The sequence below is a fragment of the Streptomyces sp. NPDC091287 genome, assembly GCF_044768525.1.
Taxonomy (GTDB): Bacteria; Actinomycetota; Actinomycetes; order Streptomycetales; family Streptomycetaceae; genus Streptomyces.
In genome coordinates, this window is record NZ_JBIVUV010000004.1 from 183,576 (window position 1) to 210,438 (window position 26,863).

The 26,863-nt window shown below is 73.8% G+C and carries 22 protein-coding genes; 16 read left to right on the forward strand and 6 right to left on the reverse strand.

What is annotated here, in order from left to right; all coding sequences use genetic code 11:
• Window position 1: 1 nt before the first annotated feature.
• The 5 genes from ACIQRW_RS07475 to ACIQRW_RS07495 all read right to left on the reverse strand — a co-directional run bounded on the left by ACIQRW_RS07475 (window position 2) and on the right by ACIQRW_RS07495 (window position 7,971).
• On the reverse strand, window positions 2-919 hold the full coding sequence (locus ACIQRW_RS07475) for a D-alanyl-D-alanine carboxypeptidase family protein (protein WP_403756405.1): 918 nt from the start codon (window positions 917-919) through the stop codon (window positions 2-4).
• 281 nt (window positions 920-1,200) lie between these two features.
• Entirely contained in the window at window positions 1,201-2,457 is a 1,257-nt protein-coding gene (locus ACIQRW_RS07480; protein ID WP_403755786.1) for a sensor histidine kinase, read from the reverse strand.
• A 16-nt stretch (window positions 2,458-2,473) separates the two neighbouring features.
• Window positions 2,474-3,223, reverse strand: a complete 750-nt coding sequence (gene cseB / locus ACIQRW_RS07485) for a two-component system response regulator CseB (RefSeq protein WP_403755789.1) — start codon at window positions 3,221-3,223, stop codon at window positions 2,474-2,476.
• 41 nt (window positions 3,224-3,264) lie between these two features.
• Window positions 3,265-4,158: an endonuclease/exonuclease/phosphatase family protein gene (locus ACIQRW_RS07490; protein ID WP_403756407.1), complete on the reverse strand. Its 894-nt coding sequence runs from the start codon at window positions 4,156-4,158 to the stop codon at window positions 3,265-3,267.
• Window positions 4,159-4,608: 450 nt separating this feature from the next.
• Complete coding sequence (locus ACIQRW_RS07495; RefSeq protein ID WP_403755792.1) at window positions 4,609-7,971, reverse strand: BTAD domain-containing putative transcriptional regulator; 3,363 nt, start codon at window positions 7,969-7,971, stop codon at window positions 4,609-4,611.
• Between the two features lie 310 nt (window positions 7,972-8,281).
• Between ACIQRW_RS07495 and ACIQRW_RS07500 the strand changes: the two genes are divergently transcribed.
• The 4 genes from ACIQRW_RS07500 (at window position 8,282) to ACIQRW_RS07515 (ending at window position 12,622) form a co-directional block, all read left to right on the forward strand.
• Window positions 8,282-8,845 (forward strand): SDR family oxidoreductase, encoded by a 564-nt coding sequence (locus tag ACIQRW_RS07500; RefSeq protein WP_403755795.1) that lies wholly within the window; start codon window positions 8,282-8,284, stop codon window positions 8,843-8,845.
• Between the two features lie 122 nt (window positions 8,846-8,967).
• Entirely contained in the window at window positions 8,968-10,290 is a 1,323-nt protein-coding gene (locus tag ACIQRW_RS07505) for an MFS transporter (RefSeq protein ID WP_403755798.1), read from the forward strand.
• A gap of 384 nt (window positions 10,291-10,674) precedes the next feature.
• On the forward strand, window positions 10,675-11,904 hold the full coding sequence (locus tag ACIQRW_RS07510; protein WP_403756410.1) for a transposase: 1,230 nt from the start codon (window positions 10,675-10,677) through the stop codon (window positions 11,902-11,904).
• Window positions 11,905-11,932: 28 nt separating this feature from the next.
• Window positions 11,933-12,622 (forward strand): response regulator transcription factor, encoded by a 690-nt coding sequence (locus ACIQRW_RS07515; protein WP_403755801.1) that lies wholly within the window; start codon window positions 11,933-11,935, stop codon window positions 12,620-12,622.
• Between the two features lie 102 nt (window positions 12,623-12,724).
• On the opposite strand, the gene ACIQRW_RS07520 is transcribed toward ACIQRW_RS07515, so the two are convergent.
• Window positions 12,725-13,483 (reverse strand): arylmalonate decarboxylase, encoded by a 759-nt coding sequence (locus ACIQRW_RS07520; protein ID WP_403755803.1) that lies wholly within the window; start codon window positions 13,481-13,483, stop codon window positions 12,725-12,727.
• A 216-nt stretch (window positions 13,484-13,699) separates the two neighbouring features.
• Between ACIQRW_RS07520 and ACIQRW_RS07525 the strand changes: the two genes are divergently transcribed.
• The 12 genes from ACIQRW_RS07525 to ACIQRW_RS07580 all read left to right on the forward strand — a co-directional run bounded on the left by ACIQRW_RS07525 (window position 13,700) and on the right by ACIQRW_RS07580 (window position 26,840).
• Entirely contained in the window at window positions 13,700-14,854 is a 1,155-nt protein-coding gene (locus ACIQRW_RS07525; RefSeq protein WP_403755806.1) for an isopropylmalate synthase, read from the forward strand.
• A 187-nt stretch (window positions 14,855-15,041) separates the two neighbouring features.
• Window positions 15,042-15,227, forward strand: a complete 186-nt coding sequence (locus tag ACIQRW_RS07530; RefSeq protein WP_403755809.1) for a lysine biosynthesis protein LysW — start codon at window positions 15,042-15,044, stop codon at window positions 15,225-15,227.
• A gap of 1 nt (window position 15,228) precedes the next feature.
• Window positions 15,229-16,083 carry a RimK family alpha-L-glutamate ligase gene (locus ACIQRW_RS07535; protein WP_403755812.1) on the forward strand — a complete coding sequence of 285 codons (855 nt, stop codon included), beginning with the start codon at window positions 15,229-15,231 and terminating at the stop codon, window positions 16,081-16,083.
• Window positions 16,080-17,135, forward strand: coding sequence for an N-acetyl-gamma-glutamyl-phosphate reductase (gene argC / locus ACIQRW_RS07540; protein WP_403755815.1), 1,056 nt, complete (start codon window positions 16,080-16,082; stop codon window positions 17,133-17,135). The genes ACIQRW_RS07535 and argC overlap by 4 nt, the downstream gene beginning before the upstream one ends.
• Entirely contained in the window at window positions 17,132-17,956 is an 825-nt protein-coding gene (locus ACIQRW_RS07545; protein ID WP_403755818.1) for an acetylglutamate kinase, read from the forward strand. Before argC ends, ACIQRW_RS07545 begins: the two co-directional genes overlap by 4 nt.
• Window positions 17,953-18,516, forward strand: coding sequence for a type 1 glutamine amidotransferase (locus ACIQRW_RS07550; protein WP_403755821.1), 564 nt, complete (start codon window positions 17,953-17,955; stop codon window positions 18,514-18,516). The genes ACIQRW_RS07545 and ACIQRW_RS07550 overlap by 4 nt, the downstream gene beginning before the upstream one ends.
• Window positions 18,517-18,602: 86 nt before the next feature.
• Window positions 18,603-19,736 carry a Glu/Leu/Phe/Val dehydrogenase dimerization domain-containing protein gene (locus ACIQRW_RS07555; RefSeq protein WP_403755824.1) on the forward strand — a complete coding sequence of 378 codons (1,134 nt, stop codon included), beginning with the start codon at window positions 18,603-18,605 and terminating at the stop codon, window positions 19,734-19,736.
• Window positions 19,736-21,610, forward strand: coding sequence for an AMP-binding protein (locus tag ACIQRW_RS07560; protein WP_403755827.1), 1,875 nt, complete (start codon window positions 19,736-19,738; stop codon window positions 21,608-21,610). Before ACIQRW_RS07555 ends, ACIQRW_RS07560 begins: the two co-directional genes overlap by 1 nt.
• Window positions 21,611-21,666: 56 nt before the next feature.
• Window positions 21,667-22,995 (forward strand): pyridoxal phosphate-dependent aminotransferase, encoded by a 1,329-nt coding sequence (locus ACIQRW_RS07565; RefSeq protein ID WP_403755830.1) that lies wholly within the window; start codon window positions 21,667-21,669, stop codon window positions 22,993-22,995.
• Window positions 22,996-23,053: 58 nt separating this feature from the next.
• On the forward strand, window positions 23,054-24,028 hold the full coding sequence (locus ACIQRW_RS07570; RefSeq protein WP_403755833.1) for a fumarylacetoacetate (FAA) hydrolase: 975 nt from the start codon (window positions 23,054-23,056) through the stop codon (window positions 24,026-24,028).
• Window positions 24,029-24,201: 173 nt separating this feature from the next.
• A complete protein-coding gene (locus ACIQRW_RS07575; RefSeq protein ID WP_403755836.1) occupies window positions 24,202-25,608 on the forward strand; it encodes an NtaA/DmoA family FMN-dependent monooxygenase in 1,407 nt (468 codons plus the stop codon).
• A complete protein-coding gene (locus ACIQRW_RS07580) occupies window positions 25,605-26,840 on the forward strand; it encodes an LLM class flavin-dependent oxidoreductase (protein WP_403755839.1) in 1,236 nt (411 codons plus the stop codon). The genes ACIQRW_RS07575 and ACIQRW_RS07580 overlap by 4 nt, the downstream gene beginning before the upstream one ends.
• Window positions 26,841-26,863: the final 23 nt, after the last annotated feature.

Genomic DNA, 26,863 nt, shown 5'->3' on the forward strand with positions numbered 1-26,863 from the left:
TTTAGGCCCTGTTCGCCGCCGCCGGGAGGTCCGCGCGGATCGCAGAGATCAGGGCGCGGCTGGCATCGTGGGCGGCGGCGCTGCCCTCGGTGGGGGTGGTGCCGGCACGCTGGTGCAGGACGACCCCGAGGACCAGGCGGGAGACTCCGGCGACCTCCTGCGTGGTGGCCCAGACGAGGTTGCCGCCGGCCGGGGTGGAGGAGCCGGTCTTCAGGCCGATGACCCCGTCGCGCCCGAGCAGCTTGTTGGTGTTGCGGAAGGTCACCCCGGCACCCGGGGCCGTGACGGAGGCGGTCGCCACGATCCGCCGGAAGGCCGGGTCCTTCATGGCGGCGCGGGCCAGCCGCAGTTGGTCCTCCGCCGTGCTCCTCGTACTCGTCTCCATGCCGCTCACCCCGGTGTACGTGGTGGCGCGCATGCCGAGTCCGGCGGCGGCCCGGTTCATCTTCGCGACGAACGCCTTCTCACCGCCCGCGTCCCAACGGGCGAGCAGCCGGGCCACGTTGTTGCCCGACGGCACCATCATCAGCTCCAGCAGCCGTCGTTGGGTGTACTCCCGCCCGGCGAGCACGGGGGCGGTCGTCTCGACGGAGGAGTACGACTCGTCGGCCGCCCGCCGGTCGGCGACCACGGTCGCGCCGGGGGCGTCCGCCCGCATCGGGTGGCCCTTCAGGATCACGTAGGCCGTCATGACCTTGGTGACGCTGGCGATCGGGACCGGCTTCTGCTCCCCCCGGGTGCCGAGGCTGCCGATCCCCTCGACCGCCACGCTCGCCTGGCCCTCGCGCGGCCAGGGCAGGTGCAGCGACCTGGCGAGCGGCGCCACCTTCTCCCCCGGGCCCTCGGCGGGGGCCGGCCCGACCGTGGAGCTGCCGCCACCGACGGCGTACCACCCGCCCGTACCGGCCACGAGCACCACGGCGGCGGTCAGCGGTACGAGGACCGAGCGGCGGAGTCGGAAGCGGGAACGGAAGCGGAAGCGGAAGCAGGAGCGGGCACGGAAGCCGCTCCCGGTGGCCGGGGTGGGGTCGGGAGTGGCGGCAGGAACAGCGGGGGTGCCGGGAACAGCGGGGGTGTCGGGCATGGGCTCCTCCAGGTGACAGGTGCGGTTTCCCGTACCTCTGTCACCTTCGAGGAGTCGTTCTTCCGCACCCGTACGGCGCCGTTTCCGCCCCCGCGAGAGTGCGTATCGGTTCTGTATCAGGCCGGACGCGGGGCCAGATCGAGCGTCGCGAGCGCGCCGCCGCCCGCGGCGTTCACAAAGGTCAGCCGGGCTTCGAGCACCTCGGACTGGCCCTGGGCGACCGTCAGGCCGAGACCGTGCCCCCGGCCGCGTTCGCTCGCGCCGGTGCGGAAGCGCTGCGGGCCCCGCTCCAGCAGGTCGGGCGGGAAACCGGGCCCGTGGTCGCGTACGGCGATCCGCGCCCCGGTCACGGTCACCTCGACGGGGGCCGCGCCGTGCCGGTGGGCGTTGGTGACGAGGTTGACCACGATCCGCTCGACCCGGCGCGGGTCGGTCTCCACCACCTCGGCGGCCCCGACGGCGACCCGGGTGTCCGTGCCCGTACGCCGCACCACGTCGGCGACCAGCTCGCCCAGCGGCACCGGGTCGAGGCGGGCCCGCTCGGCGCCCGCGTCGAGGCGGGAGATCTCCAACAGGTCCTCGACCAGGGCGTTCAGGGCTCGCAGCCGGTCCCGTACGAGACCGGTCGCCTCGTCGTCGTCGGGCAGCAGCCCGGCGGCGGTGACCAGGCCCATGAGCGGGGTGCGCAGTTCGTGCGCGACGTCGGCGGTGAAGCGCCGCTCGTTCTCCAGCTTGCGCTGGAGGGCGCCTGCCATGTCGTCGACGGCCGCCGACATCTCGGTGATCTCGTCCCGGGCCCGCCCGGCGGGGCCGATGCGGGCGTCCAGGTCCCCGTCGGCGATACGGCGGGCGGTACGGGCTCCGTGGCGCAGCCGCCGGTTGATCGGTTCGGTGGCGAGGGCGGCGAGGGGGACGACGAAGACGAGGGCGGCGAGGACAGATTTCACGATGCTGCGGTCCAGCAGTTGGAGGCTTCGGACCTCGGCGCTCATGTCGTCCCGGACGACGAGGATCTGATCGTCGCCGACGGCCACGGCGCCCCACATCCAGTACCAGTTGGGCGGATCGACGTCGTACCAGGTGGCGTATCCGCCGTCGGTGGCGGGACGGCGCTCGGCAAGATCGCGGGCCAGCTGTTCGGGCAGCTCCGCCCTGGTCCGTACGTCGATGTCGGCCGGGGCCTTCCCCGTACGGTCGAACTCCCGCTCGGCGGCGATCAGCCGGGTGAGGGTCCGGTCGTGGCCGACGCGCAGCCCGCGCTCCCGGGTCGCGTCGTGCACGAGAAAGCCGACCACGGCCGCGACCGCGCAGCACGCGGCGGCGGCCAGGGCGGCGATCTTCCAGCGCAGGGCGCGGGGGTTGAGGAAGTCCACGGCGTCCGCCGGCCGCTCAGCCGCGGACGAGCTTGTAGCCGAAGCCGCGGACGGTCTCGATCCGGCCGCTGCCGATCTTCTTCCGCAGCCGGAGCACGCACAGGTCCACCACCCGGGTGTCGCCCTCCCAGCCGTAGTCCCACACATCGCGCAGCAGCCGGCGGCGGTCGAGCACCGAGCCGGGCGCGGCGGCGAACTCCAGCAGCAGGCGGAGCTCGGTCGGCGTCAGCGACACGGTCTCGCCGGCCCGGCGCACCTCCATGCCGAGGGTGTCCACGCTGAGGTCCCCGAAGACCAGGATGTGGTCGGCCCGGCCGGACTTCCCGGCCGCGGGGACCTCCGTGTCCGGGCGGAAGGTGGCGCGGCGCAGCAGGGCGCGGATCCGGGCGACCATGACGCCGGTGTCGACCGGCTTGATCACGTAGTCGTCGGCCCCCGCCTCCAGGCCGGCGACCACGTCGAGGGCGTCGCCGCGCGCGGACATCATCAGGACCGGGACGGGGCTCTCCTCGCGGATCCGGTGGCACAGGCCGATGCCGTCCAGCTCGGGCAGCATCACATCGAGGATCAGCAGGTCGTACGTGCCCGCCCGGAAGGCCTCCAGGCCGCTGAGTCCGTCGGCGGCCACGTCGACCCGGTAGCCGTAGCGTTCCAGGGCCAGCTGGACGGCGCGGCGGATGGTGGCGTCGTCCTCGACCACGAGCACGCTGACGGGGGCCGGGCCCCGGGCTTCGGACACGCTGCCTACCTGGGCGTTCGAGGTCATCGGTCGCTCGCATCGTAGTCGGGGGAGGGCGGCGGACCGGGTCACCGGCCCAGTGTGGCCGCCACCGGAAGGTGGTCGCTGCCGGTGGCGGGCAGGGTCCAGGCGGCGCGCGGGGTCATCCCCCGCACCAGCACGTCGTCGATGCGGACCACCGGGAACGCGGCGGGCCAGGTGAACCCGAGGCCGTCGCCCGCCTCCCGTTGCGCGGAACGCAGCTGCGAGGTCACCGGGGCGAGCGCGCGGTCCAGGTACGTCCCGTTGAAGTCGCCCAGCACCACGACCCGGGGCGCGGGCTCCGCCCGGAGCGCGGCGGCCAGCTCGCGGGCCGCGTCGTTGCGCCGGCCCGTCGTGAAACCGGCCGCCGAGACCCGTACCGATGCCAGGTGGACCGCGTACACGGCGACGGGCCCGTCCGGCGTCCGGGCCGTGGCGCGCAGCGCACGGGTCCACGGCATGATCGGCACCGCCTGCACGTCCGCCAGCGGGTATCTGCTCCAGATGCCGACCCCGCCGATCACCGCGTGGTGCGGATAAGCGGCGGCCAGTTCACGGGAGTAGACGGTCGCCGACGCGTCGGACAGCTCTTCGAGCGCCAGGACGTCCGCGCCCGCCCCGACGAGTGCGCGCGCGGTGCCGGCCGGGTCGGTGTTCCCCTCGTTCACGTTGTGGCTGACCACCGTCAGGCCCCCGCCGCCCGAGCGCTTGTCGGTGAGCGCGCCGCCGAAGAGCGTGCCCCAGACGACGGCGGGCGCGAGCACCGCCACGGCGGCGGTCCGGGACCGGCGTACGGCGGCGAGGACGAGGAGGAGTGGCACGCCGAGGCCGGTCCAGGGCAGCAGCGTCTGGAAGAGACTGCCCGCGTTGACCCCCGCGTTCGGGACCCACGCGTGCAGCGCCATCGGCACGGCGCACAGCACGGCGACGGCGGCGAGCAGCCGGCCCGGGCGGCGGGAGCGGCTTGCCTCGGCCGCCCGGGTGCCCGGGGGCGTCCGGGTGCCCGGGGTCGTTCGATTGCCCGACGGCTCGTGGATGCCCGGGGGCTCGTGGGAGGCCGAGGGCTCGTGGGAGGCCGGGGGCTCGTGGATGCCCGGGGGCTCGTGGGCGTCCGAGGGCTCGTGGATGCCCGAGGGCTCGTGGGCGTCCGAGGGCTCGTGGGCGTCCGAGGGCTCGTGGGAGGCCATCGGCCCGTCGGCGCCCATCCGCCCGTCGGCGCCCATCGCCTCGCGGGGGTCCAGGCCGCCCTTCCGGGTGCTCAGCACGGCACGGGTCTCCCAACGTCACGTACACCGGAGGTCGGGTACGCCCCCAGCGTCCGCGAGCCGTACTTCCGGCCGGTCAGAGCGCTGCTTCGGGGACCGCGCGGGTCTGTTTCGGTTACGTATCGGTCAGCGTCCCGGGAGGACTTCGCCGGCCTGGTGCACCGCCTCCTCCGGGTCCAGCCGGGCCCCCCTCCCGTACGCCTCCGTGAACGCGTCCGCTCCCAGCGTGGCCCGGGCCCCGGCGGTGACGCGGTCGACGTCGGCGCGCTCGGCGGGTGGCAGCGGGGCCCCGGCCCGCCGCCGGGCGGCCGCCGCCGCGCCCAGGAGGACGGCCGCCCGGGTGGCGGCGGGGCCGTCGCCGAGCAGCGCGGCCGCGCCGGCGAGGCCTTCCAGGGAGAGGGCCAGGGCGCGGGGCTCCGCGAGGGCGCGGGCGATCTCCAGGCCCGCCAGATGGCGGGCGGCCGCCCCGCGCGCGTCGCCCCGCAGCTCGGCGACGAAGCCGAGCTCGGCCAGGAGCAGATGGTCGCCCGCCCGGGAGGAGACGTCGGCGTGGCCGTCGCGGATGTGCAGCAGATGCCGCTCGGCCCCGTCGAGGTCGCCCGAGCGGCGGGCCCCGAGGGCGAGGCCCATCTCGGAGTGGATCTCGCCGTACTTGTATCCCTGTTCGGCGGCGATCCGGCGCGCCTGTTCGTGCAGCTCACGGGCGCGGTCCCAGTCACGGGCGAGCAGGGCGAGCCGGCCGAGCCCGGAGAGCCGCGCGGACACCTCCGCCTCCAGCCCCCACTCCCGGGCCAGGCGCAGCCCTTCGTGCTGGCGGCGCTCGGCGTCCTCGTACGCTCCCTTGATCTCGGCGAGCGCGGCGAGCGGGGACACGGTCTGCAACTCGCCCCAACGGTCGCCCAGTTCGCGGAAGATCAAGGCGCTGCGTGTGCCGTCGCGGCCGAGACCGGCGAGGTCGCCGGAGCCCAGCGCGAGCATCGCGCGCAGGCCGAGGGCGGCGGCGATGCCCCACTGGTCCTCCGCCGTGGTGAACAGGGCGAGGGCCCGGGTGTTCAGCTCACCGCTCCCGGCCGCGTCACCCGCACTGAACAGACCGTACGCGCACAGCCAGAGCGCCCTGGCCCGGCGCACGGGGTCGGGGATCGCGGCGGCGGCGGTGACGGTCGCGTCCGTGCCGGGGCCGGGGCCGGGGCCGGGACCGTTGCCGTTCGCCGTGGTCGCCGCTGCGGCGGGGTCCCCGGTGAGCAGCGCGAACGCGGCGTGCAGGAGGGCGAGTTCGGATGGGCCGTCCGTCACGGCCAGCACCGCGCCCAGGCTCCGACGGGCCTCGGTCAGCCGGCCCCGCAGCAGCCACCACCGGGCGAGGGCCGTGGCCAGCCGGACCGCCTCCGCCGGCTCCCCCGCGGCCGCCCGGCGCACCCCTTCGTCGAGCGCCGTCCGCAGGTTGCCGGCCTCGGCGTCCAGCCGGGCCAGCCAGGGCCGCTGCCCGGCACCGCGCAACTGCGGCTCGGCGTCCTCGGCCAGCGCCCGGTAGTGGCGCAGATGGCGGTCCCGTACGGCGGTGAGGTCCTCCATCTCGTGGAGCCGCTCGGTCGCGTACACGGCGACGGACTCCAGGAGCCGGTAGCGGGGGCCGGTGGGCCCGTCCACCACGACCACCAGGGACCGGTCGACGAGCCGGGTGACGAGGTCGAGCACCTCGTCCCGGGCGACGCCGTCCCCCGCGCAGACCGCTTCGGCGGCGGCCAGGTCGCAGCCGTCGCTGTGGGCGGCCAGGCGGCGCAGCACGATCCGTTCGGGCGCGCTGAGCAGCTCCCAGCTCCAGTCGATCACCGCCCGCAGCGTCTGCTGGCGGGCCGGAGCGCCGCGCTGCCCGAAGGTGAGCACCCGGAAGCGGTCGTTGAGCCGCCCCGCCAACTCGCGTACTCCCAGAGCCCGTACGCGGGTGGCGGCGAGCTCCAGCGCCAGCGGGATGCCGTCGAGGCGGCGGCAGATCTCGGCGACGGCCCGGCGTTCGGGCTCGTCCGGCGCGTCCGGGTCGCGCGGGAAGCCCGGGGTGGCGGCGGCCGCGCGCTCCATGAACATCCGGACGGCGTCGGCGGGCGGCAGGGGCTCGACCAGGAACATCGCCTCGCCCGCCAGGCCGAGCGTCTCCTGTCCGGTGGCGAGGACCCGCAGGCCGGGGGCGGTGCGCAGGAGCAGCTCGGCGAGTTCGGCGGCGGCGTCGACGACATGCTCGCAGTTGTCCAGGACGAGCAGGGTGCGCCGGTCGCGCAGGGCGGCGGCGAGGCGGTGCGGGAGGGAGTGCCTGGCGGCCCCGGTGCCGGTGCCGGGCAGCGAGCTCGGAGCGTCGTCGCGGATGCCCAGGGTGGCGGCGACGACCTGGGCCAGGTCGGCCGGGGTACCGGCGCGGATGCCGGAGAACTCCACGAGCCAGGTGCCGTCGGCCAGTTCACCGGACCGGGCCCCGTCCCGCTCGGCGGTGGCCGCCGCCACGGCCAGCCGGGTCTTGCCAACGCCACCGGGCCCGGTGAGGGTCACCAGCCGTGCGTCCGCGAGGAGTCGGGAAAGGTCGGCGAGCGCCTGCCGCCGGCCGACGAGGGGGGTGAGGGGGACGGGGAGGTTGGACGGTACGGGGGTGGGGACAACCGGCGTGGGAACTGGCGCGGGGACAGGGGCAGGGGCAGGGGCTGATGCGGGAGCGAGGGCGGGAGCGGGCGGGGCGACGGTGGCCGCCGCGTACGCCCCCGCGCTCAGCCCCGGCTCCTGCCGCAGCACCGCCCCGTGCAGCGCGGCCAGTTCGGGGCTCGGGTCGACCCCCAGCTCCCCCGCCAGCCGGGTACGCAGGTCCTCGTACGACGCGAGCGCCTCGCTCTGGCGGCCCGCCACGTACAGGGCCCTCATCTGGACGGCGCGCAGGCGCTCCCGCAGCGGGTGGAGCGCCACGAGGTCGGTGAGCTCCCCGGCGAGAAGCGTGTGGTCCCCCGCCTCCAGGCGCGCCTCCGCCTGCTCCTCCAGCACCGAGAGCCGCTGTTCCGCGAGGCGTTGGGCGGCCGCCCGTACGAAGAGGCCGTCCGCGAAGTCCGCGTACGCCGGTCCGCGCCACAGCTCCAGGGCCTCGGTGAGCAGCGTGGCCCGCGCGTGGGGGTCCCGGACGGGGCGGGCCCGCGTCACCAGGGCCCGGAACCGTACGGCGTCCACCTCGTCGCCGCCTTCGTCGAGCCGCAGCCGGTAGCCGGGGGGCTGGCGGACCACCCGGTCACGCCCGATGACCCGGCGCAGTTGGGAGATCTTGGCCTGGAGCGCGCCCGACGGCTTGCCCGGGGGCGCGTCGCCCCACAGGTCGTCGATGAGGCGGTCGGCGGAGACCGGCGCCCCGTCGTGCGCGAGCAGATCCGCCAGCAAGGCCCGGACCTTGGCTTCGGGGACCCTGACTTCCCGTCCCTCGCCGTCCCACACCACCAGTGGCCCGAGCACCCCAAACCGCATGGTCGCCACCGTACAGGGCCCCCGGACCGGCACTCGGGCCCATCCGCCACCCGGCGGCCCCGGCTCGACGACCGCCCGGTCCCACCACCCGGCCCCGCCCCGTCGGCCGCCCGGGCCCGTCCCGTCAGCCGCCCGGGCCCGTCCCGTCAGCCGCCCGGGCCCGCCCCGCCCGCCGGACGGCCGTCCGTCCGTCCGTCCGTCCGTCCGAAGTTTTCCCGAAGGTTTCCCGAAGCGCACGGGCGCAGAGTCGTCCTCGCCGGTGGCACTGCTCCACCGGCGAGGAACGGGCGGCCCGGAGGGAGCGGCGACCATGACCAAGTACGCGCGCAAAAAGGCCCTGGTCGCCGGTGAGGCGACCGGCATCGGCCTGGCCATCGCCAAACGCCTCGTGGAGGGCGGGGCGACGGTCCTGCTGACCGCCCGCACCGACGCGGAGCGCGCGCACGCGGTCGCCGAACTCGGCTCCACCGCCCGCGTCGTCACACCGTCGGCCGTGGCGGCCGCCCTCGCGGGGGACGGCGGGTCCGGCTTCCCCGCCGGTGGCGTCGATCTCCTCTTCGCCGACGCGATCCCCACCGCGCGCCCCCTGTTGCCGCACATCGGGGACGGCGGCTCGATCGTGCTGACCGCTCCCACCCCGTGCCCCGACGCCGTGCGGGCGCTCGCCGCCGAACTCGTCTCGCGGGGCATCCGCGTCAACGCGGTGGCCCCGGGCTGTATCGAGTCGCCGGGCTCCGACGCCGTACCCCTGCCCCCGCTGGGTCGTCTCGGAGCGGCCGAGGAGGTGGCGCGCGCCGCGCTCTTCCTGGCCACGGAGGCGACGTTCACCACGGGGGCCCGGCTCCCCGTCGACGGCGGCCTCGGCCGCCCGTGAACCCGCACCCGCCGCCGCCCTGTCGTCCTCTCTCCTCTCCGTCCCGTCCCGTCCCGTCCCGTCCCGTCCCGTCACCGTCCCCGCGTCCCGCACCACCCTTCCGGAAACCAGGAGCACACCCCATGAGCACCGCACCCGACACGGCGTCCGCCGCCCCCGCGGCACCGGACCCGACGAGCGCGGGCGAGGATCAGCAGAAGCTTCCGCTCTTCGCGCTGCTGGCCCTCGCCACCGCCGTCTTCATCACCAGCCTCACCGAGACCCTCCCGGCCGGCCTGCTGCCCGCGATGAGCCAGGACCTGCGGGTGAGCGAGTCCGCGACCGGTCAGACGGTCACCGTCTACGCGATCGGCACCGCCCTGACCGCGATCCCGCTCACCGCGGCCACCGCGGGCTGGCGGCGCAAGAAGCTGCTACTCACGGCCATGGGCGGGTTCGCCCTCGCCAACACCGTGACGGCTGTGTCGTCCGTCTACGAGCTGACGATGGTGGCCCGGTTCGTCGCCGGTGTCGCGGCCGGTCTCGCCTGGGCCCTGCTCGCCGGGTACGCCCGCCGCATGGCCCCCGTACACCTCCAGGGCAAGGCGATGGCCGTCGCCATGGCCGGTATCCCCGTCGCGCTCTCCCTCGGCGTGCCCGCCGGTACGTTCCTCGGCGACTGGCTCGGCTGGCGTGTCGCGTTCCTGTCGATGACGGTGCTCACCGTCGTGCTGCTGGTGTGGATCTTCGCGGCCGTACCGGACTTCCCGGGCCAGGAGCGCGGCTCGCGGCCGAAGCTGCTGCCGACCCTGAAGATCCCGGGCGTCTCCCCGGTCCTCTTCGTCACGCTGGTCTTCGTGCTGGCGCACACGATCCTGTACGCGTACATCGCCACGTACCTCGAAGACCTGGGCCTGGGCGGTTCCACCGGTCTGATCCTGCTGGTCTTCGGAGCCGCCTCGCTGGCGAGCATCTGGATCGTCGGCGCGCAGATCAACCGCCGGCTGCGCGGTCTCACCGTCGGCGGCGCGCTGCTGGTCGCCGTCGCCGCGCTGATCCTGGCCGTCCTCTCCGACACCACCGCCCTCGTCTACGTCGCCGCGGTGCTGTGGGGGCTGGGCTGGGGCGGGGTACCGACCCTGTTGCAGACCGCCGTCGGCGACGCGGGCGGCGATTCTGCCGACGCGGCGCAGGCGATGCTCGTCACACTCTGGAACGTCGCGATGGCGGGCGGCGGCATCGTCGGCGGCATCCTGCTCGACACCCTCGGCAGCGAGTCCTTCCCCTGGACGGTTCTGCTGCTCCTCCTGCCGGTGATCGCGGTCGTGCTCTACGCCCGCCGGGCGGGCTTCCCCGCGCGGCGGCCGGCGACCGATGCCGAGTCCGCGTCCGAGTCCGCGTCCGAGTCCGCGTCCGAGTCCGCGTCCGCGTCCGCGTCCGAGGACGCCCCGGTCGCGACAGCCTGACGACCGACCGCCGGAGGACACCCCTCCCCCGTCCTCCGGCGGTCCCCCTCCCCTCGCGGGCGGACCCGGGAAACGACCCCCGGGGACCGTCCCGGGGGCATGTTCACGATTTGTTGACACTTCGCCGGACGGCCCCGGAACAGGGCTCCACCGCTGGTAAATCCGGACTTTCCACCCGTACGCACGACCCACGCCCACCCCGCCGAAGGACGTTTGCGCAGGTCAGACCCCGAACTTGCAAAATAGGCGGCCGACCCGGGCAAACTCCGCCACGGACGGTACTTTCACCCCGTACTGATGTGCCATGTATCCACTCGGGTGCGAGCGGTGACGAGTATCGAGGGGGCGTAGCGTTACATGTCGTCAACTGAGGTACGCGCGGCGATGCCGGGCGAGGGCGCGTGCATGCAGACGTTCATGGACGAGATCTTCCGGGCGTTCCGGCGGCCGGAGCAGCGCCGTTGGGCCCAGGCGTATCTGTGGGCCCTGATCCATGCGTCGGGCAAGAAGACACCCCGCCGCATGGCGCTGGCGAAGCCCTTACCCTCGGCAGCGGCGCACGGTCTCCACCAGTTCATCAACGCCAGCCCGTGGGACTGGAATCCGGTACGCCACCGGCTCACCGCTCTGGTCGCCGAGCGGACGACCCCGCGCGCCTGGACCGTCGCCGAACTCATCATCCCCAAGCGGGGCGAGCACTCGGTGGGCGTGCACCGACGCCTCGACGCGGAGACCGGACGCACCGTCAACTGCCAGCGTGCGCTGGTCTTCTTTCTCTCCTCGGGCGGCCGGAGCTATCCGGTGGGCTGGAGCCTCCTGCTCGACCGTACGTGGGACTCGGACCGGGAGCGCCGACGCCGGGCACGCGTCCCCGGCTCCGAGGCCGGACGCACCCCCGCCGACCATGTCACCGGGTACGCCGCCGAGGTGGCGGCGCAGCCCCGGCTGCCGCGCGTTCCCTGGGTGCTGGACCTCACCCGGTGCCCCGAGGCGGCCGGGGTCCTCGCGGGTCTCGCCCGGCAGCGGGCGGACGTGGTGTGCGAGGTCCCGCCGGACCATCAGGTGCTCCTCACGGGACAGCACACGCCCGTCGTGACAGGTGTCAGCGCGCTCATGGAGGTGCGGCACGCCCGGCAGACCCATGTCCTGCTCCGGCAGGCCCCCGACGGCCGGGTCAGGGCCGTACCGGTCCACACCTACGCGGGCGCGGTGACGACGCCCCGGCCCGGGCCCGGTGACGACGGGGGCGGGCGCGCGTACCGCGTCCTGGAGAGACCCGACCCGGACGGCCGGCAGCCGCCCCGCTACTGGCTCACCACGCTGACCGACCACCGGGTGGAGGAGATCCTGCGGCTGGCGCGCAGCCACACCTCGGCGCTCTCGGCCGTGGCCGTGCTGCGTCAGCGGTTCGGGGTCCTCGACTTCGAGGGCCGTTCCTTCCCCGGCTGGCACCACCACATGACCATGGCGTCGGCCGCCTACGTCCACCAGCGCCTGTACCCCGGTCCCGGTGCCGGTGCCGGTGCCGGTGCCGGGACCGCGACCGCGACCGCGCCGCCGGGAGCGCCGCCGTGCCGGGTCCCGGCCGCCGCTCTCACCGGCGTCTCCCACTGACGTGGGGCCGAGGAGAGAGGCGGGGCACATGAGACGGGTACTCGTGGTGGAGCCGGACGCCTCCGCCGCGGCGGCCGTGGTCAGCGATCTGCGACGGCAGGGGTTCACCGCCCACGACGTCCCCACCGGAGAGCGGGCCCTGCGGGCGTACGGCGACGCGGATCTCGTGCTGTTCTCCCTGGACCTGCCCGATATCGACGGACTGGAATTGTGCCGGGCCCTGCGGAACGGCGGAGACACGGCACTGATAGCGGTCAGCGCCGCCGACGCGGAATGCGAGCGGGTCCTCGCGCTGCACGCGGGCGCGGACGACTGCGTGATGAAATCCTGGGGATTCCGGGAGATCGGCGCCCGTATCGAAGCGGTTCTGCGCCGCACCCGACCCCGGCAGACCCTTCCCACCGCCATATCCCTGCACGATCTGCGTATCGACCCGCATCTGCGGGAAGTACGGCTGCACGAAAGGCTCGTCGGCGTCACGTCGAAGGAATTCGAGCTGCTGTACACCCTGGCCGCCACTCCGGAAACGGTCGTGACGCGGAAAGAACTGATGGCCCGGGTCTGGGGAAGCGACTGGGGGCACACCAGCCGCACGATCGACACGCATGTGAGCAGCCTCCGGGCGAAGCTCGGCTCCAGCGGCTGGATCATCACGGTCCGGGGCGTCGGCTACCGCATGGGGTACGCCTGGCGGATGCCGGAGACCTCCGCCGGCTGAGCGGACACCGGTCGGCGGACACCGGACGGCCGAACGCCGGACGGCCGAACGCCGACCGACCGAACGCCGACCCGGGTGCGCTCGCCCCGGGGCCCGTCCGCTTCAGGCCGCCGCTTCCTCCAGCCGCCGCAGCAGCGGGTGGTGGGATCCGCCGCTCGCCCCCACCGCCCGCCGCGCCCACCAGGCGGACGCCAGGTTCGAGGTCAGCAGCGGCTGGTGCGGGTCCTGCCGGGCCAGCTCGGTGAGGGCGGCGAGGGTGCCCATGCCCGTCCCCGTGAACAGCAGGGCCGTGTCGGCGGGCAGCTCCCGCTCCCGTATGCGCCGCAGGATCGCCCCGGTCCTCACGGCGTACGGGTCGAAACGCGCCTGACCGCCCGGCGCCGCGGCCTCCTCCGCCGGGACGAGCACCACCCCGTCGACCGTGAGGCCGGCCCGCTCCCAGAAGGCCCGGGAGGTGTCGGTGAGCCACGGCTCGTACGGGGAGACGAGCGTCAGCCGGTCCACCCCGAGCGCCTCGCAGACCGCGAGTATCGCCTGGGTGGAGGAGTGCACGGGCGAGCCGGCGCGCTCGGACAGCTCCTCGCAGAAGGCCCGGTCGCCCTCCGGCTCCAGCAGATAGTGCGAGGCGCTGCACGCGACCACGGCGGCGTCCAGCCGCAGCGCGCCGAAGCTTCCGAGCACGTCCGGAAGCACCTCGTTGTACGTCTCCAGCATCGCCCTGAGCCCGGCCCCGGGAGTCACCGGGAAGCGGGCGGCGTACACATTCATTCCGGGGCCGAGCAGTTGGTTGAACTCGGGTTCCGCCGTGGGGTTTTCCGGCGGCACGACAACCCCCAGGCGGGGCAGCGAGAAGAGATCCATGGACGCACCGTAGGACGCACGCCCCATCAATGGGCCGCCGAGGTCCGCTATTTGGCACTCCTTTTCCTGCCGTGACGTCTCCTGACACCCCTTGACACTCCGCAACACAGCTCTGACACCACAGACATTGCTCTTTTCGGCCAGGCGCCGAAGGATACGAGTCAGCGAATGCAGCCCTGATTGCCCATCCCTTTCACGGAAAGCGGAGCAAAGTAAATGGCAGCAGAAGGACCGGAAAAACAGGAGAGGCCGCCCCGTATATCGGATGCGACGCTGCGGGATTCCGCGCACATGGCGGGGGTGGAGTTCGGCCCCGCGGACGCCGCCGCCATCGCGGATCTGCTGGTGCGGACGGGCGTCGAGCTCGTCGAGGTGGGCATGGTCTCCGGCCCGGACTCCAAGGACGCCGAGCTCGTCCTCGCCACCCACGAGACGGTCACCCCCGAGCGCAGCATGACGCTCGTCGTCGTACGCGACCGGCGGCAGGTCGCCCGCGCGCTGGACGAGGCCGAGCGCCTGGGCGTGCGCCACATCATGTACTCCATCCCCACCTCCGAACAGCACGCACAGCTGAAGCTCGACTCGGCGAGCCCCAAATTCCTCCAGGCGCTGGCCCGCTCGGCGATCCAGCAAGCCAAGGAGCGGGGCTTCCACGTCACGTTCAGCGGTGAGGACGGGGCCCGTACACCCCGGGAGCGGCTCGTCCCCTATGTGGAAGCCGGGTTCGCGGCGGGGGCGGACCGGTTCCGGCTCGCGGAGACCGTGGCCCACCTCTCGCCCTGGCAGATGGAGAAGGTCATCGCGGACCTCACCGCGATCGACGGCTCCGAGATCGAGATCCACTCGCACAACATGCTGGGCATGGCCGTCGCCAACTCCCTGGCCGCCGTGCGGGCAGGCGCCCAGTGGATCTCCGCGACCGTCGGCGGCATCGGTGAGCGCGGCGGCAACGCCCCGCTGGCCGAGCTGCTCACCTCGCTGCGCGTCATCCACGGCGACACCCGCTTCGACCTCACCCATCTCACCGAGCTGTCCCGGATCGCCCTGCGGGGCGCCGGCCTCGGGGACGCCTTCCAGTCCGGGCCGACCACCCCGCACGCCTTCGCGTACGAGCTGCCGGGCCAGCTGAGCCACCCGCACGCGTACGAGACGCTGCCCGCCGAACTCGTCGGCAACAGGCGCGAGTTGCGTGTTCGGACCCGGCTCACCACCGCCCTGGTCCGCTGGGCCCTGACCGACTCGGGACTGGACGTCGACGTCGATGCCTTCACCGCGTGGCTGGCCGAGCGGCAGGAGCGGGACGGCCGCCCGCTGCTGGACCGGGACACGATCCGCAAGGCCGCCGTCGACTTCCGGCCCGTACCCGCGTAGTCCGGCCTGTATCCGCGCAATCCGGCCTATATCCGCGTAATCCGGCCGCACCCGCGCTGTCCGGCCCACACCCGCGCGGTCCGGCCCACACCCGCGTAGTCCGGCCCGCACCCGCACTGTCCGGCCCACACCCGCGCAACTCACCCCGGACCCACGTAACCCACCCCACCCGTATACGGAGTTCACGATGCCCACCGCCACCCTGACCGGCGTATGCCCCGAGTGCGAGACCGATCTGACCGTTCCCCCGGTCACCCCGGGCGAGACGCTCTCCTGCCCCGAGTGCATCCTGACCCTCCGCGTCGAGGCCGTCGAGGACGGCCGGCTGACGCTGGAGATGGTCGAGGTGCAGCTGCGCGACTGGGGCCAGTGACATGGGCGCCGACCGCCCCGTCGCCCTCGTCGCGGACCGGATCGCCTGGGAGGAACGCCTGCTCATCGAGGCGGGCCCGGCCTTCGGCCTCCGGATCGACTGGGTCAACGACGAGTCCCTCTCCCTGGGCCACCCGGACGCCCCGTCGATCAAGGGGTACGACACCCTCCTCGTCCGCAGCCGCAGCTATACCCGGGGCGGGCTGATCGCCACCCTCGCCGAGGCCGCCGGCGTCCCCACCCTGAACACCGCCCGGGCCATCCACGCCTGCGAGAACAAGGCAGCCCTGCGCGCCCTGCTCCACACGGCGGGCGTACCCGTCCCCGACCACCGGCTCGTCCTCTCCCGAAAGGACTTCGACAAGGCGCTCGCCGACCTCCCCCTCCCCCTCGTCCTCAAGCCCGTCTTCGGCGGGATGGGCAAACGGGTCACGCTGATCCGGCACGCCGACACCGCCCACTCCGTGTACGACTACATCGAGGACCTGGCCCACGCCTTCGAGCAGGCCAGTGTGGTGGAGCCGTACCTCGGCGGCAGCTCCGTGCGGTGCCTGGTCGTCGGACGGGAGCTGATCGGGGCCGCCGAGTTCGAGAGCGGCGGCAGCGACTGGCGCAACAACGCGGCCCTCGGCAACAAGAACCGCGCGATCGCCCACGACCCCGACGTCCTCAAGATCGTCGACGGTGTCGTCGATGTGCTCGGACCCGGGATCTACGGGGTCGACCTCTTCGCCACCCCCGACGGTCACGTCGTCAACGAGGTCAACCACGCCCCCGGCTTCCGGGCCGTGGCCTCGGCCACCGGAGCGGACATCCCCTCGGCCATCGGCCGTTACTTGCAGGAGCTACTCGCATGATCCGCGCAGGAGTCGTCGGGGCCTCCGGGCTCGCCGGCGGCGAACTCATCCGCCTCATCACCCAGCACCCCGACCTGGAGCTGACCTTCCTCGGCGGCTCCTCCACCATCGGCCGCCGCCCCTCCGAGCTCCACCCGGGCCTCCGGCTCGGCCACGGGCTGACCGTGCAGCCGGTCACCGAGGACGTCGTCGACCAGGTCGACGTCCTCTTCCTCGCCACTCCGGCCCCGGTCTCGGCCGAGCTGTCCGCGCTGCTCGCCGACCGCGTCCCGGCCATCGTCGACCTCAGCGGCGCGTTCCGCATCCGTACGCCGGAACTCCACGACCGCTGGTACCCGAAGGTCCAGCGGCGCACCGACCTGGCGGACCGCTTCGTCTACGGCGTACCGGAGCTGGTCGGCGACCAGCTGAAGGACGCCCCGCTGATCTCGCTGCCCGGCTGCTACGCCACCGCGATCACCCTGGGCCTGGCCCCGCTCACCCTCGGCCTCGGGCTCGACCTGAAGACGGTCGTGGTGGACGGCAAGAGCGGGTCCAGCGGCGGCGGCATCCAGCTGCGCACCTCCGACCTGCACCCGTTCCGGGCCGGGGCGATCGCCCCGTACTCCCCGACCGGGCACCGGCACGCCGCCGAGGTCGGCGACTTCCTGGAGCGGAGCAAGCCCGGCACCATCGGGAACCTGTCGATGTCGGCCTACGGCGTCCCCAACGTACGCGGGCTGCTGACCAGTTCGTATGTGTTCACCGACGAGAAGGTGGAGCAGCGCGAGCTGAACCGGGCCTACCTCCGCTTCTACAAGGGGCGCCCCTTCGTCCGGGTGCGGCGGCACGACGAGACGCTGATCCCGGTGCCCGACCCGCAGGTCGTCCTCGGCTCCAACTACGCGGACGTGACGGTCCTGCTCGACGAGGAGGGCGGCCGGATCGTCGTGCTCGCCGCGCTCGACAACCTCGTCAAGGGAGCGGCGGGCCAGGCCGTCCAGGCGACGAACCTGCGGTTCGGCCTGCCGGAGGAGACGGGGCTGACACAGCAGCCGGTGATGCCGGCATGAGCGCGGACCGTGCCACCCCCACGGTGGTGAAGCTCGGCGGCAGCTGCCTGGACGACCTCGCCGGCACCTGGTGGGACGACCTGGCCCGGCTCGGCCGGGACCGCCCGCTGATCCTCGTCCACGGCTGGTCCAAGCCGCTGAAGAAGCTCGACGCCCGCCACAGCGAACCGTCGGCGATCCTGCGCGACCGGTACGGCAACCAGAGCCGGTGGACCACCCCCGAGGTCATCGACGACATCAAGACCGTCAGCGCCGTGCTGGCCGAGGACGTCCTCGCCCGGCTGGCGAGCCGTGGCATCACCGCCGAGCGGCTGCTCGGCAGCGACGGGCTGGTCGGCGCGGGCCCGGGCGAGCGCTGGTGGTGGCGGGAGAAGCAGCTCGTCGAGCTGGAGAACCTCGTCGGCCCGATCACCGGCGTCGACCCGGCCCCGCTGAGGAACCTCCGGCCGGGCCACGTCCACCTCGTCACCCCGCTCGCCCGGAACGCGGCGGGCCAGGAGGTCAACACCGACGCCGACCGGGCCGCCGCCGCCATCGCCGGGGCCACCGGCGCACCGGACCTGGTCCTGGTCACCGACGTCGGCCATCTGCTCATCGACGGCGAGCCGGTGCGCCGGATCAGCGCCGAGGACGCGGCCGCCTTCCGCGACCGGGGAGCCAAGGGCGGCATGCGCAAGAAGCTGCGCGCCGCGGGCGAGGCCCTGGAGCGCGGCGTCGAACGCGTCGTCATCGGCAGCGCAGCCGTCACCGAGCTGCTGGACGGCTCCACCGGCACGCTGATCACCCATGAGCGTGCCACCACGGCAGGAGCGGGCGCATGAGCGGATCACGCGTGCTGGTCGTCAACAACGGAACCCTGTCCCTCAAGCAACTCCGTTCCCGTTTCGAGGAGTTGGGATCGGACACGGACACCGTCGACGCCTCGTCCGTACCCGCCCGGGTCAACGGCCGCTACCAGGCGATCGTGCTGAGCGGCACCAAGGTGCGCGCGTACGACAGCGCGTTCTACCAGCCCCTGATCGATCTGGTCACCACGGCGGACGTGCCGGTCCTCGGCATCTGCGGCGGGATGCAGATCCTCGCCGTCGCGGCGGGCGGCCGGCTCGTGGAAGGGCCGCAGCGGGTCGGCGGCCACGAGGCGCGGGTGGACACGGAGGAGCCCCTCTTCAGCTATGTGAAGCCCACGGTCACCGTCTTCCACCGGCACACCCTCTACCTCCAGGAGGCCCCGGCGGGCTACCGCTCGATCGGCCGCTCGGAGCACGCGCCCGTGGAGTTCCTGCGTTCGGACGACGGCCGGATCCACGGAGCCCAGGCCCATCTGGAGTTCCGCAGGGACGGCCTGGAGATCCTGCGGGGCTTCGCGCAGCTCTACCAGTGACCGGGCCGTCCACCGTGCCCGCCAACGACCCTCTCGTACCACACCCCTTCGCACCGCACCCCTTCGCACCGAACAAGGACTTCGCCATGAGCGCAGCAGTGGAAGAACCGCAGGACCCCGCCCTCACCGTGCACCTCAACGGCAGCGGCGGCGCCATCAAGGGATGGGTGGTGATCGACACCCTCGTCGACGGCCTGGCGATGGGCGGCACCCGGATGACCACCGGGGTGACCGAGGAGGAGGTCGCCGGCCTGGCCCGGGACATGACCGAGAAGTTCACCCTGGCGGGGCTGCGTATCGGCGGCGCCAAGGCGGGGATCGTCGCCGACGCCACGAACTCCCGGGGCGCGGTCCGCGAGGAGACCTTCCGCACCTTCGGCCGCACGGTCAAGCCCCTCCTGCACGGCGGCATCCACCTCGGCATCGACATGGGCGTCACCCCCGCCGACCGGGCCGTCTTCTTCGAGGAGGCGAAGTACGACCCCCGCTACCGGCTCGGGGCCCGGGACATGCCGATCGACTGGCGTACGTACTACGAGCCCCTGATCGACGCCACCGGCCACGGGGTCGGGGTCGCCGCGATCACCGCCCTGGCGGCGAGCGGCCGCACCGGGCCCGCCAGAGTCGTGGTGCAGGGGTTCGGCGCGGTGGGCCGGGCGGTGGCACGGTTCCTGGAGGACCGGGGCCACCTCGTCGTGGGCATCGCGGACGTTCGGGGCACGATCAGCGCGGACCGGCTGCCGGTCGCCGAACTGGTCGCCATCACCGATCAGTTCGGGGCCGTCGACCGCACCCGCCTGCCGCAGGACGTGAAGCTCTCCGGGGAGCCGGACGCCTGGCTCGACGTGGACGCCGACATCCTGATCCTCGCCGCGCAGAAGTACGCGATCAACGCCGAGAACGCCCACCGGCTGCGGGCCGGCCTGGTGGTCGAGGGCGCCAACCTCGCCTCCAGCGCGGCGGCCAAGGAGAAGGTGGCCGCCTCGGGGGCCGGGCTGGTCCCGGGCGTGATCGCCAACATCGGCGGCGCGGCCTCGGCGGCCCTGGCCGTCACCCGGGTCGTCCCGTTCGACCTGGCGGCCCAGGCGCGCAAGGCGTGGGTCTTCGACTGGGTCGGCGACCGGGTCCGGCGGAACACCCGGGACCTGCTGGAGATCGCGGCCGCACGGGCGGGCGACCCGCTGCCCGAGCTGCTCGCGGCCCGCCGGAAGGAGCGCTGATGAGCACGGCGGCCACCGCTCTCGGGGAGCGAACGGCTTCCGGAGGCACGACCGTTTCCGCCGAGCGCGCCGCCGAGTACCGCCGCCGGGGCTGGTGGCGCGACACGACCTTCCTGGACGACCTGCACCGCCAGGCGCGCGAGCACCCGCGCCGCCCGGCCATAGCGGGCCGGCGCGTGGCGGAGTCCCGTACCGACACCCTCGACTACGCCGAACTGAACCGGCTGACCGACCGCTTCGCGCTGTCCCTCCTCGAACTGGGCGTCCGGCAGGGCGACTTCGTCGCCGTGCAGCTCCCCAACCGGTGGGAGATGGTGCCGCTGATCTTCGCCTCCATCCGGGTCGGCGCGGTCATCATCCCGATCTCGCCCATCTGCACGGAGGAAGAGCTGCGCCACCGCCTCGGGCTCACCGAGGCCAGGGTGTGCATCACCCTCCCCGCGTGGTCGGGCACCCCGCTGGCGGAGATCGCGACCCGCCTGCGGGCCGAACTCCCCACACTGGAACATGTGTTGGTGGTGGACGGCCCGCCGCCCGAGGGTGCGCGCCCCTTCCACGACCACTTCGTGGCGGAGGAACGGGAGGAGCGGGAAGGCGCCGCCGCCCGGCTGGACGGTCTGGCGCTCGGCCCGGACGACCCGTTCGTGGTGCTGTTCACCTCCGGCACCACCGGTCTGTCCAAGGGCGTGGTGCACAGCCAGAACACGGTCCACTCGGCCGTACGCGGGTACGTCGACGCGTTCGGAGCGGGCGAGGACACCAAAAGCGGCGACACCGGGGCCGGTGACGGCGACGCCGGTGGTCACGCCGATGGTGACGCCGATGGTGACGCCGGTGGTCACGCCGGTGGTCACGCCGGTGGTCACGCCGGTGGTCACGCCGATGGTGACGGCGACGCCGATGGTGACGGCGGCGGCTGGGTGGCGGCGGTCTCCACGCCGCTCGTCCACTACTCGGGCTTCGCGCAGGGCGTGCTGGCCGGGGTCATGCTGGGCGGCACGGTCGCTTTCCAGGACGTCCGCCGCAACGAGGCGCTGCTGGACCTGGTGGAGCGGTACGGGGCGACCCTGCTGTACGGGCCGCCCGCCACCCTCGCCGATGTGGCCGCGTCCCAGCGGGCCGAGCGGCGCGACACCAGCACGCTGCGGCATGTGGTGATCGGCTCGGCCCCGGTCCTGGAGGAGCTGGCCGACGAGGTCCACGAGACGCTCGGCGCGCGCGCCCACTCGCTGTGGGGCATGTCGGAGAACGGCCCCGTGACGACCACCCGCCCCGAGGACCCCGAGGGCTGGGCGGCGCGGAGCAACGGCAGCGCGATCGACGCCATGGAGACCCGGATCGAGACGTCGGAGGCGTACGGGAGTGCCGATGCCACGGGTGCGGTGGGCCGGCTCAAGGTGCGCGGCGCGTCCCTCGCGCTCGGGTACCACCGGCGTCCCGAGGCGTTCGCGGCCGAGCTGGACGAGGACGGCTGGTTCGACACCGGCGACCTCGCCCGGGACGACGGCCGGGGCGGCATCCGCATCATCGGCCGGGCCCGGGACGCGGTCGTGCGGGACGGACGGGTCGCGCCGATGACGGAGCTGGAGGCGGTGATCGGCAGCCACCCCCGGGCGGAGGAAGCCGCCCTGGTCGGTCTGGAAGGGGCCGGCGGGCAGGGCCACGGCAACGTGATCGTCGCCGTCGTGGTCCCGCGCGGCGGCCGGGGCCCCACGCTGGAGGAGATCCGGGCCCGGGTCACCCGGGCGGGCCACGACGCCCGCTTCCTGCCGGACCGGGTGGAGCTCCTCCCCGCCCTCCCCAAGACCCTGACCGGCAAGGTCCGCAAGGCCGAGCTGCGCGAGCGGTACGCCACGGACACCACCCCCGCCTGACCCCGCCGGCCCACCCCTTCACCCACCGACCACCCACCGAGCACTGGAGCTGTGTCATGCCCGAACGCACCCCGGTCCCACCGGTCTCCGCACCGGTCACCATGTCGGCGACCCTCGCCGCCGACGAGGCCCTGGCCCGACGCCGCCGGGCCGGGGAGCGGGTCCTGTCGATGGCGAGCGGGGAGATCGGCCTGCCCGTGCTCCCCGCGCTCCGCGACCGGCTCGCGGCGGCGGCCGACGAGAACGCGTACGGCTCCGTGGCCGGAAGCCCCGCCCTGCGCACCGCCGTCGCCGGTTACTGGCAGCGGCGCGGTCTGGGCATCGACCCGGGGCTGGTCGTGGCGGGTCCGGGCAGCAAGTCGTTGCTGTTCGCCCTGCTGCTGGCCATCGGCGGGGATGTGATCGTGCCGGTGCCGAGCTGGGTGAGTTACGCCGCCCAGGCCCGGCTGGTCGGGGCCCGCCCCATCCCCGTACCGATCCTGCCGGGGCAGGGCGGGGTGCCCGACCCGGACCGGCTGCGCGAGGCGGTCGCCGACGCGCGGTCCGCCGGGCAGCACCCCCGGGCCGTCGTCGTGACCGTGCCGGACAACCCGACCGGCACGGTCGCATCGGCCGCCACCGTACGGCGGTTGGCGGAGGCAGCCCGCGAACTGGACCTGGTCGTCGTCTCCGACGAGATCTACGGCGACCTCGTGTACGACGGCTCCGAGCCGGCCGTCTCCCCGGCCCTGCACGCACCCGAACGGACCGTCGTCACCACCGGGCTCACCAAGAACCTGGCGCTCGGCGGCTGGCGTACGGGCGTCGCCCGGCTGCCCGACAGCGAGCTGGGGCGCGCCCTGCACACCCGGCTCGTGGCGGTCGCCAGCCAGATCTGGTCGAGCCCGCCCGCACCGGTGCAGACGGCGGCCGCGTACGCCTTCGGGGAACCGCCGGAGGTCGTCGAGCGGGTCGCGGCGAGCCGGCGGCTGCACGGGGCGGTGGCGCGCGCGGTCGCCGCCCGCTTCACCGCCGTGGGCGCGGAGCTCGCCCCCGTGGCCGCGACCTGCTACCTCTACCCGGACTTCGAGCCCCTGCGGGAGCACCTGGCCGAGGCCCACGGGGTGCACGGCGGCGACGGACTGGCCGCACTGCTCTCGGAGCGGTACGGAGTCGGCGTGCTGCCCGCGACCGCGTTCGGGGAGGCCCGCCGCCCCCTGCGGATCCGCGCGGCGACCAGCCACTTCTACGGCGACACCGCCGAGCAGCGGACGGCGGCACTGGAAGCGGCGGGGGCGGCGGATCCGCTCGCCCTGCCGTGGATACGGGGATCGGTCGACCGGATCGGCGAGGTGCTGGCCGACCTCGCGGGCGCACCGGTCCCCGCCCTCGCCCCGAACGCCTGATGTCACCCGCCCCATCCACGTACTGCCCGCCCCCTCCACGTACTGAAGGAGAAGACCGATGCCCCACTCCCACCTCCCCGTCCTCTTCGAGGCCCTCTACAACGGCGAGCGCCACGTCGGCTTCGGCCGCCCCGAGGACGGCGCCCCGCACACCCTGTACCGAGTGGAGGACGGCCGGGTCGCCGCCGCCTTCATCGCCACCGACGGCTCTCCGGAGGCCCTGCGGGCAGCCCTCACCGAGGGGGCGACGAGTGTCGTCGTCACGGCCGGGGCCCCGGAGCTGCGGCTGCTGCCGCCGCTGCTGCCGGGGGGCGCGGGCAACGCCCTGCTGAGCGGCTTCATGGGCACGCACAAGAAGAAGTGGGGCGGCGAAACCGCCCCGGAGGACGGCGAGTTCACCCCGCCCAAGTGGTTCTTCAAGGGGTTCGGCGACTGGGTGAAGCTGCCCGGCGAGGACCTGAACGTGCCCGCAGCGCCGGTCGCCCTCATCGAGGAACCGGAGGTCGCCCTCATCTACGTCAACGACGCGGACGGCACACCGCACTACGCCGGCTACACCTTCGGCAACGACCTGTGCGACATCGGCCTGCACCGCCAGGACCCGGGCTACAACCCGTACTGCAAGCTGTGCGACACCGCCCTCGCCCCGTGGCTGTTCCTCGGCCCGCCGCCGCGCACGGTGACCGGCCGGGTCACGATCGTGCGGGACGGCGCGACGGCCTGGGAGGGCCCGTTCGACTGCGGCGACGACGCCCTGTACTACCGGGTGCAGGACATGGCGGACCACCTGTTCACCTTCCCGGCGGTGCGGCGGCCCGGACTGGTCAACTACGTGCTGCTGGGCGCCGACGAGGCCAGCTTCCACGACGGGTTCCGGATCGCCGACGGCGACCGCATCGCCATCGACGTGAAGAGCCACGGGGTCGCCTTCGAGAACCGGGTGCGGTACGTCTCGCCGCCCCCGTCCACCACACCCGCCGCCGCCCCGTCCCCCGAGACCACCGAAGCCGCCACGACTGTCGCAACGGCATGAACACCTCGTGAAACGGGGCCGGTTGACCTGTGCAGGGGCCATCGAGCACAGGCAGGCTCTGAACGTCGCACCGCCACCCCCCCCACCCACCACACCTCACCACAGGCCCCCGCCGGCCGGACTTCGCCGGACCTCACAGGACTTCGCAGGACTTCGCAGGAGGAGACCGCACCGTGCCCGCCACCGCCAAGAAACAGGTGCATCTCGCAGCGCAGCTGCCCGGCATCCACAATGTGACCGTCTGGTCGGACCCGCGCTCCGGGAGCCAGATATCCATCGACTCCTTCATCCGGCTCGCGCAGACCGTCGAACGCGGCAAGTTCGACTTCTTCTTCCTCGCCGAAGGGCTGCGGCTGCGCGAGCACAAGGGGCAGGTCTACGACCTGGACATCGCGGGACGCCCGGAGAACCTCACCGTGCTGAGCGCCCTGGCCGCCGTCACCACGCACCTGGGCCTCGCCGCCACGGTCAACGCCACCTTCAACGAGCCGTACGAGGCGGCGCGCCGGTTCGCCACCCTGGACCGGCTCAGCGGAGGGCGGGCCGCCTGGAACGTCGTCACCAGCTACGACGCGTTCACCGGCGAGAACTTCCGCCGGGGCGGCTTCCTCCCCGAGGCCGACCGCTACAAACGGGCCGCCGAATTCCTGGCCACGGCAAGGGAGTTGTGGGACAGCTGGTCGGGCGGCGATCTGAAGGCCGACGCGGCGGCGGGCGAGTTCATCGCCCCCGGGGCCGGCCGCTTCGCCCATCGGGGGCAGCACTTCGACATCTCCGGCCGGTTCACCACCCCGTCCGGGCCGCAGGGCCACCCGGTGATCATCCAGTCGGGCGAGTCCGACGCGGGCCGGGAGTTCGCCGCCTCCGACGCGGAGGTCATCTTCAGCAAGCACAACCGCGTCGACGTGGCCCGGGACTTCTACCGGGACGTGAAACGACGCCTCGCCGCGTACGGCCGGAGCCCCGAGGACCTGCTGATCCTCCCCACCGCCAACGCGGTCGTCGCCGACACCGACGAGGAGGCCGCCGCCTACGCGGAGGAGATCAGCCGCGAACTGGTCAGCCCCCAGACGGCGATCGCCCACCTGGAGGCGGTCTGGGGCCGCGACCTGTCCGCGTACGACCCCGACGGGCCGCTCCCCGACATCGAGCCCGAGGACGACGCCCACTTCCTCAAGGGGCACTCCGTCTTCCGCAAGGGCCGGGCGGAGACGGCCCGGCAGTGGCGCAAGCTCGCGGCGGAGCGGAACCTCTCCATCCGGGAGCTGGTCATCGAGGTCGGCGGACGCCAGACGTTCGTCGGCAGCCCGCGGACGGTCGCCGACGCCATCGACGACTACGTCCAGACCGGGGGCGCCGACGGTTTCGTCCTCGTGCCCCACCTCACCCCGGGTGGCCTGGACGACTTCGTGGACCGGGTGGTGCCGATCCTCCAGGAGAAGGGCGTCCACCGCGACGACTACACCGGCACCACGCTCCGGGACCACCTGGGCCTGTCCGACGCACCCCGCCCGGCCGGATGGGGCGGCCCCGGGCAGCCCCCGCGCACCGGGCGCGACGACAAGGAGACCTCCGCATGACCGGCACGAAGGACGCCCCCGACGCCGACGCCCCCCTCCATCTGGCCGTCGCGCTCGACGGGGCGGGCTGGCACCCGGCGGCCTGGCGCGAGGAGGGCGCGCGGCCCGGCGAGCTGCTCGACGCCGCCTACTGGGCCGACCTGGTCACCGAGGCCGAACGCGGTCTGCTGGACTTCGTCACCTTCGAGGACGCCCTCGGCCTCCAGTCCGCCGCCTTCCACCTCCCCGACGACCGCACGGACCAGGTCAGGGGCAGCATCGACGCGGTGCTGCTCGCCGCTCATCTCGCCCCGCTCACCACGCACATCGGCCTGGTGCCGACCACCAACGTCACCCACACCGAACCGTTCCACCTCGCCATCGGCATCGCCACCCTCGACCACGCGAGCCGGGGCCGGGCCGGCTGGCGGCCGCAGATCGCGTCCCGCGCGGCCGACGCCGCCCACTTCGGCCGCCGCACCACACCGCAGCTCACCGAGGACGACGTGACCGACTCGGAGCGGATCTCCCGGCCGCTGCGCGCCCTCTTCGCGGAGGGGGCCGAGGTGGTCGAGGCGGCACGACAGCTCTGGGACAGCTGGGAGGACGACGCGGAGATACGGGACGCGGCGACGGGCCGCTTCATCGACCGCGACAAGGTCCACCACATCGACTTCCAGGGCACGCACTTCAGCGTGAAGGGCCCGTCGATCACCCCGCGCACCCCCCAGGGCCAGCCGCCGGTGGTCAGCCTCGCGCACGCGACCACGCCGTACGAGTTCGCCGCGCTCAGCTCCGACGTCGTCGCCGTCACCCCGCACGACCGGGCGGGCACGGCGGCGATCCTCGCCCAGGTCGCGGAGGCGGTGGAGCGCACCGGCCGGGACCTGAACGACCGCCCGCTGCGGACCTTCGCGGACCTGATCGTCCTCCTGGACGAGGAACCGGGCGCGGCGGCCCGCCGCAAGGCCCGGCTGGACAAGGTGGCCGGTGCCGAACTCGCCTCCGACGCCGAGATCTTCACCGGCACGCCCGCCGAACTGGCCGACCTGCTGATCGACCGGCACTCCACCGGACTGGACGGCTTCCGGCTTCGCCCGGCCGTCCTGCCGCACGACCTCACGGCGATCACCCGGGGCCTGGTCCCGGAGCTCCAGCGGCGCGGGGTGTTCCGTACGGAGTACACCTCCACCACCCTGCGCGGCCACTTGGGCCTGCCCCGCCCCACCAGCCGCTACACGCAGGCGGGTTGACGCGCGACCCGGACGGCAGGGGG

Bases quoted from the DNA above. Each gene is read 5' to 3' on its own strand.
- cseB (WP_403755789.1), bottom strand. From the start codon at position 3,223: ATGACCTCGAACGCCCAGGTAGGCAGCGTGTCCGAAGCCCGGGGCCCG.
- ACIQRW_RS07495 (WP_403755792.1), bottom strand. From the start codon at position 7,971: ATGCGGTTTGGGGTGCTCGGGCCACTGGTGGTGTGGGACGGCGAGGGA.
- ACIQRW_RS07500 (WP_403755795.1), top strand. From the start codon at position 8,282: ATGACCAAGTACGCGCGCAAAAAGGCCCTGGTCGCCGGTGAGGCGACC.
- ACIQRW_RS07505 (WP_403755798.1), top strand. From the start codon at position 8,968: ATGAGCACCGCACCCGACACGGCGTCCGCCGCCCCCGCGGCACCGGAC.
- ACIQRW_RS07510 (WP_403756410.1), top strand. From the start codon at position 10,675: ATGCCGGGCGAGGGCGCGTGCATGCAGACGTTCATGGACGAGATCTTC.
- ACIQRW_RS07515 (WP_403755801.1), top strand. From the start codon at position 11,933: ATGAGACGGGTACTCGTGGTGGAGCCGGACGCCTCCGCCGCGGCGGCC.
- ACIQRW_RS07520 (WP_403755803.1), bottom strand. From the start codon at position 13,483: ATGGATCTCTTCTCGCTGCCCCGCCTGGGGGTTGTCGTGCCGCCGGAA.
- ACIQRW_RS07525 (WP_403755806.1), top strand. From the start codon at position 13,700: ATGGCAGCAGAAGGACCGGAAAAACAGGAGAGGCCGCCCCGTATATCG.
- ACIQRW_RS07530 (WP_403755809.1), top strand. From the start codon at position 15,042: ATGCCCACCGCCACCCTGACCGGCGTATGCCCCGAGTGCGAGACCGAT.
- ACIQRW_RS07535 (WP_403755812.1), top strand. From the start codon at position 15,229: ATGGGCGCCGACCGCCCCGTCGCCCTCGTCGCGGACCGGATCGCCTGG.
- argC (WP_403755815.1), top strand. From the start codon at position 16,080: ATGATCCGCGCAGGAGTCGTCGGGGCCTCCGGGCTCGCCGGCGGCGAA.
- ACIQRW_RS07545 (WP_403755818.1), top strand. From the start codon at position 17,132: ATGAGCGCGGACCGTGCCACCCCCACGGTGGTGAAGCTCGGCGGCAGC.
- ACIQRW_RS07550 (WP_403755821.1), top strand. From the start codon at position 17,953: ATGAGCGGATCACGCGTGCTGGTCGTCAACAACGGAACCCTGTCCCTC.
- ACIQRW_RS07555 (WP_403755824.1), top strand. From the start codon at position 18,603: ATGAGCGCAGCAGTGGAAGAACCGCAGGACCCCGCCCTCACCGTGCAC.
- ACIQRW_RS07560 (WP_403755827.1), top strand. From the start codon at position 19,736: ATGAGCACGGCGGCCACCGCTCTCGGGGAGCGAACGGCTTCCGGAGGC.
- ACIQRW_RS07565 (WP_403755830.1), top strand. From the start codon at position 21,667: ATGCCCGAACGCACCCCGGTCCCACCGGTCTCCGCACCGGTCACCATG.
- ACIQRW_RS07570 (WP_403755833.1), top strand. From the start codon at position 23,054: ATGCCCCACTCCCACCTCCCCGTCCTCTTCGAGGCCCTCTACAACGGC.
- ACIQRW_RS07580 (WP_403755839.1), top strand. From the start codon at position 25,605: ATGACCGGCACGAAGGACGCCCCCGACGCCGACGCCCCCCTCCATCTG.